Raw genomic sequence first — 13,733 nt, 5'->3', positions numbered from 1 at the left:
GATCAGCCGTTGACGGCGTCCTTGAGGCCCTTGCCCGCGGTGAACTTCGGGGCCTTGGAGGCCGCGATCTTGATGGTGGCGCCGGTACGGGGATTGCGGCCTTCCTTGGCGGCGCGCTGCGTCACCGAGAACGAGCCGAAACCGACCAGGCGAACGTCGTCGCCGGCCTTGAGAGCGGCGGTAATGGCGGCGAAGGTGGCATCGACCACGCTGTCGGACGTCGCCTTGGACAGACCGCTCAGCTCGGCAACCTTGTTCACCAGATCCTGCTTGTTCATGAGACCCCCAATTGACTGTCGAAACGGAAAAGATGCCACGACGGCCCACGGCGTCAACCCTGAATTCGGGCCGCCACCAGTCGGTCGCCAGATGATTCTATCTGCCCGGCACGGCGCCGTACGGCGCGTTCTGCGCCAGACAGGGTGCTAATGTCTCGTGAATCCGTCAACAATACAACCGTATACCCCAGGCTTTCGGCCAGTTTCCCACAGGAATCTTCAAGGCGTGAAGACATCCTCGGGAGCCGCCGCCAGTTCCATGCCGCTTTGGCATCGATCAGCCAGGAAATCCACCTCGCCCATCAGCCAGTCGCGGACGAAGGCGGCGACGGCACGGATACGGCTGGGATTGGGGGCTTGCCCGGCGGCGGCATCCAGCCGCGCCCAGGCGGCGCCGAAGGCCAGCAGGCCCAACAGGCGCAAATAGCTGGTGGCGGTCAGGCCGATGTCGCGTCTGCCCAGCATGGCCTTGGATGCACGATCCAGGGCCGACAGGCCTCGCTTCAACACCTCTGCCCATTCCGGACCGGCCTGGGAGATGGCGTCGATGATCTCGTCATGGAACTGGTCGAGGGCGGCGCCATTATCCAGCCGGATGACCCGACCGGCCACGGTGGCGGCCTGGATGCCGTTGGTGCCTTCATAAATGGGGGTGATCCGGCCATCGCGGGCGATCTGTTCCACCCGGTATTCCCGCAGGAAGCCGTAACCGCCGTGGATCTGGATGGCCAGGCTGGCGGCTTCCTGCGCCGCGTCGGTGGCGAAGGCCTTGCACACCGGCGTCATCAGCTCCATCAGCGCCGGGGTCCGCCCCAGTTCAAGGTCCACCAGGGTGCGGTAGACCATGGCGCGGCAGCCCATGGAAAGGGCCAGCTGGGTCAGCAGCATGCGCCGCACGTCGCCGTGCTGGCTGATGGGGTCGGGGCCGGACCCGGAACCGGCGCGCCCCTGCTTGCGCTCGGCGGCATAGGCCAAGGATCGTTGCGCCGCCACCTCGGCCAGTCCGACGCCCTGCACCGCCACGTCCAGGCGCTCGGCATTCATCATGGTGAACATGCGGGCCAGCCCCTCGCCCGGCGCCCCGATGATTTCGGCCTCGGCGCCGTCGAAGGCCACCTGACAGGTGGGCGAGGCATGCATGCCCATCTTTTCCTCCAGCCGCACGACACTGATGGCGTTGCGTGATCCGTCGGGCAGGTGGGAGGGGCTGAGGAACAGCGACAGACCCTTGACCCCGGGGGGGGCGCCGGGGGTGCGGGCCAGCACCAGATGCATGATGCGCCCATCGGTCAGGTTTTGGTCGCCGCCGGAAATGAAGATCTTGCCGCCGGAAATGCGCCAGGACCCGTCAGGGTGAGGGGTGGCGGTGGTTCTCGCCAGCCCCAGGTCGGAGCCCGCCTGAGGTTCGGTCAGGCACATGGTGGCGAGATACTCGCCCGAGGCCAGCCGGGGAACCCATCGGTCGCGTTGCTCCGGGGAGCCGCTGGCGATCAGGGTACGCATGGCGCCATGGGCCAGGGACAGCACCATCTGATAGGTGATGCAGGCCCCCGACAGCATTTCCGACAGGGCCGAGGCCAGGATATGGGGCAGGCCCTGGCCGCCATGGGCCTCGTCCACCGCCAGTCCCTGCCAGCCGCCGTCGCGGAACTGGGCATAGGCCTCGACGAAGGGTTTGGGCATGATGGCGCGGCCGTCCACCAGATGGGTGCCCTCGATATCGCCGATGGGGTCCAGCGGCGCGATGACGCCGTCGACCATGGCCGCCGCATGGGTCAGCACATCCGAGGCCAGTTCGTCGTCCCAGTGCTCCAGCCGGTCGGCCGCCGCGCCGTGCTTCAGGGTGAACAGGATATCGGGCAGGGGAGTCTTGTAGTCGATCATTGGGTTGTCCCGGCTGGAGCGCGGGCCTCCCGCCCGCAGGAATGGGGCGGGCAGGATGCCCGCGCTCCGGGTCTCTACACTTCCAGCAGCACCGCGACCCCCTGGCCGCCGCCGATGCAGGCCGAGGCGATGCCGCGCTTGAGGCCGCGCCGCTTCAACTCGCGCGCCACGGTGACGCACAGCCGCACGCCGGTAACGCCGAGCGGATGGCCAAGCGCGATGGCGCCGCCATTGACATTGACCTTGTCTCGGTCCAGGCCCAGTTCCTTCTCCACGGCGAGGTATTGGGCGCCGAAGGCCTCGTTGATCTCGAAGCGGTTGATATCGGAAAGGCTCAGCCCCGCCCGCTTGACTACATTGGCGATGGCGGGCGCCGGGCCGATGCCCATGATCTCGGGCGGCACGCCGACGATGTCGGCGGCGACCACCCGGGCCAGCGGTGTCAGGCCGCGTTCCTTGACGGTGCGGCCCCCCACCACGATGGCGGCGGCGGCGCCGTCCACCACGGCGGAGCTGTTGCCGCCGGTCTGCACGCCCTTGAAGGCGGGTTTCAACTCGCGCAGCACCTCGATGGGGGTGGGCCGCACATGCTCGTCCACGGCGAAGCTTTTCACGCCGCGGGGCAGCTTGATGCCGCGATCATTGTAGCCCTCGCGCGAGAAGGTCTCGCTGATGACCGGCACGATCTCACCGGCGCGGAACTCGGCCGAGGCCTCGGCGCGGGCGAAGCTCTGGGCGGCGAACGCGTCCACCTCGTCCCGCGTGATGCCGTATTTCCTGGCCAGATTCTCGGCGGTGTCGCCCATGCCGGTGGAGGACGCGGTATCCTTGGTGGCCTCCCACAGGAAGTCCTTGAACTCCACCTGGCCCATCCTGAAGCCGGTGCGCGAGGTATAGGACGCCACCGGATTGCGCGACATGGATTCGGTGCCGACGCACAGCACCTTGGACGCCTTGCCCAGGGTGATGGCGTCGGCGGCCTGGATGATGGTCTCGAAGCCGGTGCCGCACAGCCGGTGCACCAGCAGGGCGGGCACCGGAATCGGCACCCCGGCATACAGGCCGATATGGCGCGGCAGGAAATAGGCGTCGAAGCTGCTTTGCGCCATGTTGCCCGCCACCACCATGTCGATGTCATCGGCCGGAATGGCGGTCTTGGCCAGGACCTCGCGGGCCACCTTGATACCGAGATCGGTGGGGGAAATGGCGCTGAGCGTGCTGGTATAGTCGGCGAAGCCGGTCCGCACCCCATCCACCAGCCAAATATCGTCATAGACGGTGCCAAGCCCGTTGGTCATCGCTCTTAATCTCCCGGCTCGTCATGCCCGGACTTGATCCGGGCATCCATGGACCCCCGGGTCAAGCCCGGGGGTGACGTTGAAACACTTCACCCCAGGCGGATGACCTCGGGGTCGTTGCCCTCGGCGTAAAGCCGCTCCACCAGGGCCGCCCGTTGGGTCAGCACGGCGCGCTGGTTGATGTAGCCCTTGTCGGTGATTTCATTGGCGTCGATATTGGGCGGGTCGCTCATCAACAGGGCGCGGGCCACCCGGTGCGAGGTTCCCTTGCCCTGGGCGGCCAAGGCCTTCAGGGCGGCGGCCATCCTGTCGCGCACCGCCGGTTGCGCCATCAGCTCCTTCAACGGCGTGTCGGCGGGCAGGCCGGGGCACAGCGACAGGCAGCCCTGGGGGCTGGCGAAGCCCAGCACGCCCACCTCTTCCCGGTCGTGGCCAGTGATCACCGCGTCCTGCAGCACCGGCTGGGCGGCGTCGATGACGGCGACGCGCAGCGCGCCCACCGGCACCCAGGTGCCCGACATCAGCTTGAAGTCCTCGGCGACGCGGCCGTCGAACAGCACGCCCTTGGCCGGGTCGTTCTCGTCGGCCAGCTTGCCCGCGTCGCCGATGATGTAGAAGCCGTCCTCGTCGAAGGCTTTCTTGGTCAGGTCGTCGCGCTTGTGATAGCCCGGCGTCACATTGGTGCCGCGCACCCGCAGTTCCAGCTTGCCGCCATTGGGAATCATCTTGAGCTCGGTGCCCGGCGCGGGCAGGCCGATATTGCCGGCGCGCTCGATGTCGTAATGCACCGTGGTGACCATGGGCGAGGTCTCGGTGGAGCCCCAGGACGACACCATGCGCACCTTGTATCCCAGCGCCTTCATGGACAGGGCTTCCAGCTTCTCCCACAGGGTCTGGGGCAGGGCGGCGCCGGCATAGAAGATCAGCTTCAGGTTCTTGAAGAAATTGGCGCGCAGCGCCTCGTCGCTTTCCAGCAGCGGGATCAGCATGTCGTAGCCGCGCGGCACGTTGAAATACAGGGTCGGCGAGATTTCACGCAGATTGGCCACGGTCTTTTCCACCAGGCCGGGCATGGGCTTGCCCTCGTCGATATAGAGCGTGCCGCCGTGGCGCATCACCATGTTGAAGTTGTGGTTGCCGCCGAAGGTGTGGTTCCACGGCAGCCAGTCCACCAGGACGGGGTGGGAATCCGCCAGGAACGGCCAGCACTGGCGGATGGCCTGCTGGTTGGAGCACATCATGCGCTGGGTGTTGATGACGCCCTTGGGCAGGTCGGTGGAGCCCGAGGTGAACAGAATCTTGGAGACGGTGGACGGCCGCACGGCGGCGAAGGCGGTTTCCACGTCCGGGCCGGGGGTGTTGGCCAGCAGATCGGCGAAGCTGGACGAGCCGGGCAGGGGATTGATGCTGGTCACCACCTCGACCCGGGCCAGTTCCGGGATGTGCAGCGCGTCGGCGAAGCGGGCGCCGTCATGGGCATAGACCAGGCCGGGCCGCAGCAGCTCGGCGATGTATTTCAGCTTGGAATGGTCCTTGGACACCAGGGAATAGGCCTGGGAGATGGGGGCGGCGGGCACCCCCACATGCATGGCCGCCAGGGCCAGCAGGGCGTGGTCGATGCTGTTGTCCGACAGGATCATCACCGGCCGGTTCTTGTTCAGGCCCCGGTCCAGCAGGCTTTGGGCGATGGCCTCAACCGAACGCAGCGCCTCGGCCCAGCTGACTTTGCGCCAGGTACCGTCGGGGCCGCGCTGGGCCAGGAAGGTCTGGTTGGGGATGCGGTCGGCCCAGTGGTGCAACAGGTCGCCGACGCAGCGCGAGAACGGCTTCAGGCTGTCGGGCGAACGCAGGATCATGCCGCCGCCGGGCAGGTGCTCCACATCTACGCGCGCGGGCGCGAAATTGATCGGTCCCCAGGTCATGACGCAACCTCCCACCTTATTATCGGCGAGGCATTGTTGCCCCGCCTGTTGTTCCTCGGCCCTTGGCCCTACAGGCCCAGATAGGCCTGCCTGACCCCGTCGTCGTTCAGCAGTCCGGTGCCGGTGCCGGACAGGACGACGGCGCCGTTTTCCAGTACATAGCCGCGATCGGCCAGCTTCAGCGAGGTCTGCACGTTCTGCTCCACCAGGATGACGGTCATGCCCTCGGCATGCAGGTCGCGGATGATCTTGAACATCTCGCTGACCACGGCGGGGGCGAGGCCCAGCGAGGGTTCGTCGAACATCATCAGGCGCGGCTGGCCCATGAGGCAGCGGCCGATGGCCAGCATCTGCTGCTCGCCGCCCGACAGCGTCCCCGCCGACTGGTCCAGGCGGCTCTTCAGCTTGGGGAACAACTGAAAACAGCGTTCCAGCATGTCCTTGCGCTTGGCCCGGGCGCGGGGGATGACGGCGCCCATTTCCAGATTTTCCAGCACCGACAGGGTGGGGAAGATCTGGCGGCCCTCGGCCACCTGGGCCACCCCCATGTCGCAGATGCGCGACGAGGCCTGGCCGGTGATGTCCTTGCCCTCGAACAGCACCTTGCCCGCCGCCGGGCGCGCCATGCCCGCGATGGCGCGGATCAGCGAGGTCTTGCCCGCGCCGTTGGCGCCGACGATGGCCACCACCTCGTGCTCGGCCACGTCGAGCGAGACGCCCGCCAGGGCCTGGGCGTCGCCGTAGAACAGGTCGAGTCCCTGGACCTCCAGCATGGCCATCACGCGTGCTCCTCGCCCAGATAGCATTCCAGCACCTTGGGGTGGCTGGTGACCTCGGACGGAGTGCCCTCGGCGATCTTCTCGCCGTGATGCAGCACCACCACATGGTCGGACAGCGCCATCACCGCCCGCATCACATGCTCGATCAGCAAGATGGTCAGGCCGGTCTCGCGGTTGAGGCCCTGCAGGATCGCCACCATGCGGTCGCATTCCACCGGCCGCAGGCCCGCCATGACCTCGTCCAGCAGCAGCAGCTTGGGCCGTGTCGCCAGGGCCCGGGCCACTTCCAGTCGCTTGCGGTCGGGCAAGGTCAGGGTCTGGGCCGGCAGCGACGCCTTGTCGCCCAGCTCCAGCAGATTCAGGATGTCCAGCGAGGCGGCCCGCGCCTTGGCCACGTCGCCGCCGTCATAGCGCAAGGCGCCGACCATGACATTTTCGACCACGCTCAACCCGGCGAAGGGCTTGACGATCTGGAAGGTGCGGCCGACGCCCTCGCGGCAGATGCGGGCCTGACCCAGGCCGGTGACGTCCCTGCCGTCCAGCATCACCCGTCCATCGGACAGGGGCAGCGCCCCGGCGATCAGGTTGAAAGTGGTGGTCTTGCCCGCGCCGTTGGGGCCGATCAGGGCGACGATGTCGCCCCGGGGCACCTGGAAGGTGACGGCGTTGACGGCGCGCAGGCCACGGAAGCTCTTGCCGATATTGTCCACCGACAGCATGGGAGCGGTACTCATTTTCCGCCTCCATCAAGCCCAAACCGGGTTCGCAGCCACGGCCACACCCCCCCCGGCTTCAGGATCAGGATGACCAGCAGGCAGACGCCATAGGCGATCTGCTTGACCCCGTCGATGCCGATGGTCTCGCCCATCAGGGTGAAGGCCTCGCCCATGGCGGTCAGCAGCACCGCCCCCAGGATCGGCCCGAACAGGGTGCCGACGCCGCCGATGATCGGCCCCAGGATCAGCTCCAGCGAGCGGTGCATGGAGAAGATGCTCTCGGGGAACAGGTTGTTGCTGAAGAAGGCGATGAACATGCCGCCGATGCTGGTCATGGCCGCCGAGACCGCCACCGCGATCATCTTGCAGCGGAACACCGGGATGCCCAGGGCGTCGGCGGCGTCCTCGTTCTCGCGGATGGCCTGCCAGTAGTAGCCGATGCGCCGCATCAGCAGCGAGCGCGAGAACAGGAAGCCGCCCACGGTCATGGCCAGGATCAGGTAGTAGAACATGGTGGGCGAGCCGCGCAGCAGCCACAGATCGTCGCTGGCGCGGTTGGTCACCGGCAGCACCAGTCCCGACGAGGCGCCGACCCAGCCCCAGTGGTCGAACAGCACCCGGGTGAATTCGGCGAAGGCGATGGTCAGCAGGGCGAAATAGACCCCCATGACCTTGAAGCGGAAGCCCAGCAGGCCGATGACCGAGCCGACGGCGGCCGACACCGCCATTCCCGCCAGCATTCCGATCCAGGGCGATGTGCCGAAATGGACGAACAGCGTGCCCGAGGCATAGGCGCCCAGGCCCACATACAGGGCGTGGCCCAGCGAGAACTGACCGGCGAAGCCCATCATCACGTTCCACGACATGCCGAGATAGGCCTGCAGCAGCACCGCGATCAGGATGGACAGGGCATAGTCGCCCACCCCCAGCGGTGCCGCCACCAGGGCGGCCAGCAGGGCCAGCAGCAGGCGGGGGCCGCGTCCGGACAGCAAGGCGGCGGCGCTCACGGCTTCTTCCCCAGGATGCCCTGGGGTCGCAGCAGCAGCACCAGGATCAGCAGGCCGAAGCTGAACATGCTCTTGAGGCTGGGGGCGATCAGCACGCCCGACAGCGCTTCCGACAGCCCCACCAGGATGCCGCCCAGCAGGGCGCCGCCCAGGCTGCCCAGCCCGCCCAGGATGACGATGATGAAGCCCAGCAGGGTATAGTCAGAGGACAGGTGCGGATGCACGTCCACCAGCAGCAGCAAAAGGCAGCCCGCCGCGCCGACGCAGGCGGCGCCGATGCCGAAGGTGACGGCGTAAAGCTGCTCGACATTGAGGCCCACTACCCGCGCGCCGACGGGATTGTCGGCGCAGGCGCGGATGGCGGTGCCGGTGGTGGTGTAGCGGAAGAAGGCCCACAGCAGGGCGGCGACGCCGCCCGCCGTGATGGCGGCGATGACCCGGACCTTGTCCAGCACCAGCGGCCCGACGGAATAGCTTTCGAAGCTGGCGTCGAGTTGGATGTTGCGGGCGTCGGGTCCGAACACCATCAGCACGCCATTGGTGATGATGATGGCGATGGACAGCAGCAGCAGGAACTGGATGTGCTCGGTAGCGCCGAGGAAGCGGTTGATAACGAGGCGCTGCAGCAGGTAGCCGAGGACGAACAGGCCACCGGCCACCAGCGGCAGCGCGGGAACCGGCTGGATGCCCAACTTGGTGAACAGCAGGAAGGCGGCGTACATGGCCACCACCATCATGTCGCCATGGGCGAAATTGACCACGCGCATGACGCCGAAGATCACCGACAGCCCGAGGGCCATCAGGCCGTAGACCAGGCCGGTCAGGAGACCGGCGCTGGTTACGTTCAGGAAGAAGGTCGCGTCCATTCCGGACTCCCGGCCGAGCGGTAAGGAAGGATCAGCCGCGGCTCTTGAAGGCGGGGGCCGGGAAGACCAGCTTGGCTTCGGCGGACTCGGTGGGCAGCACCACGGTGGGCTTGCCGCCCAGGTTCTGCACCACCGCCGACTTCAGGTTCATGTTCTGGCCGTTGGCCTCGAACTTGATGGCGCCGCCCAGCATGACCCGGTTGGCCAGGTTGGTTGCGCGCAGGGCCTCGGTCAGGGCGGCGGCATCGGTGCTGCCCGCCCGCTTGTGGGCGTCGGCGGCGATCAGCACGCCCTCGAAGCTGAAGCCGACATTGAGGTCGCAGCTTTCGTCGGGATAGGCCTTCTCGAAGGTCTTCTGCAGCACTCCCGCCATGTCCTGCTTGGGGTCGAACCACGGAATGTTGACCGAACAGAAATCGGCGTATTTGCCCAGCGCCTTCAGGAACTGCTTGTCATACATGCCGGGCGAACCGGGCGAGGTGATGCCCATGGTGTCGACCTGCTGCTTGACCATCTCGCGCACCAGCAAGATGGCGTCGTTCAGGCGGGTCACGGTCATGACGAAGTCGGCCTTGGCCGCCTTGGCCTTGGCCACCTCGATGGACAGGTCGCGGGCCTTGGGGTCGTAGGCGATGGTCTCAACGATCTGGAACGGCAGGTCCAGCTTGGGCATCAGGGCGTTGATGCCCGCCAGCATGCCCATGCCGAAGCTGTCATTGATGTGCAGCAGCACGGCGGTCTTGGGAGTGACGCCGCTGGCGGCGAACATGTCCTTGTAGAGCAGCAGGCCGCCCTTGCCCAGCATGCCGGCGCTGGGGAAGTTGCGGAAGGTGTATTTGAAGCCCTGCTCGGTCAGCTTGGGCTCGGCGGCGATGTTGACCACGAAGGGAATGCCCTTCTGTTCGGCGACACCGGCGACGGCCAGGGTGGTGGCGGAATCGAAGCAGCCCATCAGCATATGGGCACCCTCGCGGATCAGCTTTTCCGCCTGGGTCCGGCCCACATCCGGGTTGGATTCGGTGTCGGCGTTCATCAATTCGATGGTGTAGCCCAGGTCCCTCAGCATGGGCAGGCCGATTTCGGCGCCGCGCTGACAGGCTTGGCCGATCAGGGCCAGATGGCCGGAACGCGGCAGCAGCACACCCAGCTTCAAGGGTGTGGCGGCGCGGGCGCTGCGGGCGGGCAGGCCGATGGAAGCGGCCAGGGCACCGGCACCGGCGGCGGCGGTGAACTGGCGGCGGGTCAGGGCGTGGAGCGCGGACGGAATCGTGGCGTTGTCAGACATTGAACGTCCCCTTTCTCAGATGAAAAACCTCCGGAGGTCGCTCTTTGGCGACTTGTTGGCGATGATCCTGATCCGAGCATCCGATTTCGTCAAGAGTTATTGTTGGGCATAAAAACTGTTGCGCGTCGCAACAAAAATCGCATGATGGAGCATGGATGGATTTCGGTGGGGGAGGGTGTCATGGACCGCGACAGCGTGATCGGATTGGTGGGGGCGGGGACCATGGGGGCGGCCATCGCCCAGGGCGCCGCCATGAGCGGTTTCGCGGTGGTGCTCAACGACCGCGATCCGGCGGTGGTGGATCGCGCCATGGCCCAGATCAAGGCCTCGCTGGGGCGTTCGGTGGATAGGGGCAAGCTGTCTTCAGCCGAGGCGGAGGCAGCCTTCACTCGCCTGACCCCTTCCTCTGATTTGGCCGATATGGCGCCAGCGGCGCTGGTGATCGAGGCCATCATCGAGAATTTCGACGCCAAGAGCGGCCTGTTCCGGACTCTGTCGGGCATTCTGGCGCCGGACGCGCTGATGGCCACCAATACCAGTTCGCTGAAGGTGGATGATCTGGCGGCGGCAGTGACCGGGCCGGGGCGCTTCCTGGGCTTGCACTACTTCTTCCCGGCGGCCATCAATCCGTTGCTGGAGATCGTGCGCGGCGCCAAGACCTCGGAAGACACCCTGGTGGCTGCCGAGTTCTTCGCCAGGGCCACCGGCAAGCAGGCCATCCGCTGCAAGGATGCCTTCGGCTTCGCCGTCAACCGCTACTTCGTCCCCTATCTGAACGAGGCGGTGCGGCTGCTGGACGAGGGCGTCGATCCCGGCGCCATCGATCTGGCCGTCACCCGGGGGTTCGGCACCAGTGTGGGGCCGTTCAAGCTGATGGATATTTCCAAGCCGGTGATCGCCCTGCACGCCTGTCGCACGCTGGCGGTGATGGGGAGGTTCTACCTGCCCGCCGCCTCGCTGGTGACCAAGGGGGAATCAGGGGAGTCGTGGAATGCCGCCCTTCCCGCAGACATTCCCGCCGCCGAGGCCGCAAGCATCGTCGAGCGCTTGCAGGGCGCGGTGTTGACCGCCGTGCTGGAGGCCCTGGACGAAGGGGTGGCGGCGCCCGAGGATTTCGACCTGGGCGCCCGCATCGGCTTGCAATGGCAATGGCAACCCTGCGCCGGGGCACGAAGCCTGGGCCGGGCGGCGGTGGAGCGCATGGTGGCCCGCCATTTCCAGGGGCGGGCTCTGCCGCGCAGCCTGGACGGTCTGTTCCGCTGAAAAAAGGAGGAGACCTGACGCCGGGGCGTTCAGGTCTCCAGTGTTTCATCCGGGAGGATGAAAGGGGTCGTCAGCTTCCGGCCTTGGGGGCGCGCTTTTCGAGGAAGGCGCGCATGCGCTCGCGGGCTTCGGGGCTGGTCTGGGCCATGGCGGCCATCAGTGACTCGGCGAACAGGCCGTCACTTTGCGCCATGTCGGCGATACGGGGAAGGGCGTTGATCACCGCATAGTTGGACAGCGGCGCGTTGCCCGCGATGCGCCCGGCCAATTCCAGCGCCTTGGGCAGGGCCTCGCCCTCGCCGACCAGATGATGGGACAGCCCCATGGCCTGACCTTCCTGGGCGTTGTAGGCGTGGCCGGTCAGCATCATTTCCGCCATGCGCCCGGCACCGATCACCCGGGCGACGCGCACGCTGCCGCCGCCGCCCACGAAAATGCCTCGGCTTCCCTCGGGCAGGGCGTAGAAGGTGGAAGGCTCGGCCACCCGCACATGGGTCGAGGTGGCCAGTTCCAGGCCGCCGCCCACCACGGCGCCCTTCAGCGCCGAAACCACCGGCAGGCCGCCCATCTGGACATGGTGGAAGGTGCGATGCCATTTCTGGGAATGCATCATCACCTCGAAGGCTTCACGGTCGCGGTGCTCGGCCAGATCCAGGCCCGACGAGAAATGCGGGCCGTGGCCGTGCAGCACCACCACCCGGGCCTCGCTGGGCGGGGCGGCGAAGAAGGCACAGATTTCGTCGATCAGCGGATCGTTGATGGCGTTGCGCTTGTCGGGGCGGTTCAGCCCCACCACGGCGACGGGGCCCTGCATTTCGACGGTCAACAACGTGAAGGCTTGGGTGGACATGCCGCTTCTCCCTGATTCTTGGGAGAGATGTTATTTGCCAAAATTGTTGTGCGCAACAACAATTTGACCCGAGGCGTATTTCAGCCCTGGTAGAGCCGAAGCAGCAGCGCGTTGAGCTGGACCCGTTCTTCCGGCGTCAGGCAAGCGGTGACGCGATCGTCGTGTTCCATCACCAACTGCTTCAACTGGGCCAGGGTGGCCTGGCCCTTGTCGGTCAGCACGATGGCATAGGTACGACGGTCCACCGGTGAAGGCACGCGGGCGGCCAGGGCCTTTTCCTCCAGGGCGTCGATCAGGATCACCGCCCCCGAGCGGTCGATGCCCATGGTCGCCGCCAGGGTGGTCTGACTGAGGCCGGGATTGGCGCCGATGATGGTCATGGCGGCGAACTGGGCGGGGCGGATGTCCAATGAGCCGACGGTGCGGACATAGTCCTGGTAGACCAAGACCTGGGCACGGCGCAGGCGATAACCGACGATGTCGTCGAGCATGTCCAGGCAAAGACCGCTGGTCGGAGCCACGGGAAGTCCATTCCTGTCCGGCCCTGCCTTCGCTTTTGTCTTCTTGCCGCCGGTTCGCGTGGCCAAGGTGTCCTCGTATCTGTTGTGACCACCAACATTTATTGGTTTCCGGCCGGAGGCACAACTGCCTTCGTGCCCGTATCGTGCTCGATGGGGAGAAATCATTATATCCCTGCGGTTGGGGGGCCTTGTGGCGGCGGGGAGGCGACTCCACCTATCTGTATGGGGAGCGGCTTGCTCCCCTCAGACCCTAGGGGGCAGCCATGATGACCTTGACCGCCGATTCCCATCCGCCGGTGTCCCGCTTGATTTCGCCCGCCCAGGCCTCGGAATGGCTGACGGCGGGGTGGCGCGACATGTGGCGCCAACCACTTCTCAGCCTCGGATTCGGGGCCGTTTATGCCGGCGGTGGCGGAATGATCTATCTTCTGCTGTCGAGCCTGGAGATGGGATCGTTGCTGTTTCCCCTGGTGGCCGGTTTCATGCTGGTGGGGCCGCTGGCGGCGGTGTTCCTCTACGAGATCAGCCGCAGGCTGGAAGCCAACGAGCCGGTCAGCTTCACCCTGGTGGTCGGTCATGTGATGCGCCGGGGCGGCCAGATCGGCAATCTCGGCCTGATCCTGTCCATGCTGATGATGGTATGGATGCTGGCGGGATTGCTGATTTTTGCCTTGTTCCATCCGCCGGGGGTTCCGCTCAGCCTCGACAATTTCGTGGTCAATGTGGTGCTGCAGCCCGATTCCCCCCGCTTCCTGCTGGTGGGAACCGTGGTGGGAGGCGCCATCGCCACCATCGCCTTCGCCGTCAGTGTCTTCGCCATGCCCATGCTGCTCGACCGCGATGTCGGCGTGATGGAGGCCATGGATTTCAGCATTCACGCCGTGCTGCTGAACTGGCGGACCATGATCGGCTGGGCGGCCACCATCGCGGTGGTGACCTTCTTCGGCATGGGGCTGGTATTCGTCGGCCTGGCCTTCACCCTGCCCCTGATCGGCCATGCCAGCTGGCACGCCTATCGTGACGCCATCGGTCAGGCGTGACGGGTTGACACGGTTGACGCCCTG

Annotated in this window: 13 protein-coding genes; 2 read left to right on the top strand and 11 right to left on the bottom strand. The window is 66.4% G+C overall.

Annotated elements, in window-relative coordinates:
* Window positions 1–2: 2 nt before the first annotated feature.
* From A6A04_RS05305 to A6A04_RS05265, 9 genes are all read right to left on the bottom strand, one after another.
* On the bottom strand, window positions 3–278 hold the full coding sequence (locus A6A04_RS05305) for an HU family DNA-binding protein (RefSeq protein WP_068490645.1): 276 nt from the start codon (window positions 276–278) through the stop codon (window positions 3–5).
* Window positions 279–497: 219 nt separating this feature from the next.
* A complete protein-coding gene (locus tag A6A04_RS05300; protein ID WP_068490643.1) occupies window positions 498–2,162 on the bottom strand; it encodes an acyl-CoA dehydrogenase family protein in 1,665 nt (554 codons plus the stop codon).
* Window positions 2,163–2,236: 74 nt separating this feature from the next.
* Complete coding sequence (locus A6A04_RS05295) at window positions 2,237–3,460, bottom strand: thiolase family protein (protein WP_068490642.1); 1,224 nt, start codon at window positions 3,458–3,460, stop codon at window positions 2,237–2,239.
* An 89-nt stretch (window positions 3,461–3,549) separates the two neighbouring features.
* Window positions 3,550–5,382 carry a feruloyl-CoA synthase gene (locus A6A04_RS05290; protein WP_068490641.1) on the bottom strand — a complete coding sequence of 611 codons (1,833 nt, stop codon included), beginning with the start codon at window positions 5,380–5,382 and terminating at the stop codon, window positions 3,550–3,552.
* A 68-nt stretch (window positions 5,383–5,450) separates the two neighbouring features.
* On the bottom strand, window positions 5,451–6,155 hold the full coding sequence (locus A6A04_RS05285; RefSeq protein ID WP_082914723.1) for an ABC transporter ATP-binding protein: 705 nt from the start codon (window positions 6,153–6,155) through the stop codon (window positions 5,451–5,453).
* Window positions 6,156–6,160: 5 nt separating this feature from the next.
* A complete protein-coding gene (locus A6A04_RS05280) occupies window positions 6,161–6,895 on the bottom strand; it encodes an ABC transporter ATP-binding protein (protein WP_068490638.1) in 735 nt (244 codons plus the stop codon).
* A complete protein-coding gene (locus tag A6A04_RS05275) occupies window positions 6,892–7,884 on the bottom strand; it encodes a branched-chain amino acid ABC transporter permease (protein ID WP_068490635.1) in 993 nt (330 codons plus the stop codon). Before A6A04_RS05275 ends, A6A04_RS05280 begins: the two co-directional genes overlap by 4 nt.
* On the bottom strand, window positions 7,881–8,750 hold the full coding sequence (locus A6A04_RS05270; protein WP_068490632.1) for a branched-chain amino acid ABC transporter permease: 870 nt from the start codon (window positions 8,748–8,750) through the stop codon (window positions 7,881–7,883). The genes A6A04_RS05275 and A6A04_RS05270 overlap by 4 nt, the downstream gene beginning before the upstream one ends.
* A gap of 31 nt (window positions 8,751–8,781) precedes the next feature.
* The gene (locus A6A04_RS05265; RefSeq protein ID WP_068490628.1) at window positions 8,782–10,035 is read right to left on the bottom strand and encodes an ABC transporter substrate-binding protein; all 1,254 of its coding nucleotides are present in this window, start codon (window positions 10,033–10,035) and stop codon (window positions 8,782–8,784) included.
* 180 nt (window positions 10,036–10,215) lie between these two features.
* On the opposite strand from A6A04_RS05265, the gene A6A04_RS05260 reads away from it, so the two are divergent.
* Window positions 10,216–11,298: a 3-hydroxyacyl-CoA dehydrogenase family protein gene (locus A6A04_RS05260; RefSeq protein ID WP_068490622.1), complete on the top strand. Its 1,083-nt coding sequence runs from the start codon at window positions 10,216–10,218 to the stop codon at window positions 11,296–11,298.
* Between the two features lie 70 nt (window positions 11,299–11,368).
* Here the strand turns inward: A6A04_RS05260 and A6A04_RS05255 are convergent, their stop codons facing one another.
* Complete coding sequence (locus A6A04_RS05255) at window positions 11,369–12,148, bottom strand: crotonase/enoyl-CoA hydratase family protein (RefSeq protein ID WP_068490620.1); 780 nt, start codon at window positions 12,146–12,148, stop codon at window positions 11,369–11,371.
* Window positions 12,149–12,228: 80 nt separating this feature from the next.
* Window positions 12,229–12,669, bottom strand: coding sequence for a MarR family winged helix-turn-helix transcriptional regulator (locus tag A6A04_RS05250; protein ID WP_068490618.1), 441 nt, complete (start codon window positions 12,667–12,669; stop codon window positions 12,229–12,231).
* Window positions 12,670–12,932: 263 nt separating this feature from the next.
* Here A6A04_RS05250 and A6A04_RS05245 point away from each other — a divergent pair, with 263 nt between their 5' ends.
* Entirely contained in the window at window positions 12,933–13,709 is a 777-nt protein-coding gene (locus A6A04_RS05245) for a DUF2189 domain-containing protein (protein ID WP_082914716.1), read from the top strand.
* Window positions 13,710–13,733: the final 24 nt, after the last annotated feature.

The sequence above is a fragment of the Paramagnetospirillum marisnigri genome, from assembly GCF_001650715.1.
Lineage (GTDB): Bacteria > Pseudomonadota > Alphaproteobacteria > Rhodospirillales > Magnetospirillaceae > Phaeospirillum > Phaeospirillum marisnigri.
The sequence above is the reverse complement of the archived record's forward strand: the minus strand, read 5'-3'. Positions and strand labels throughout refer to the sequence as shown.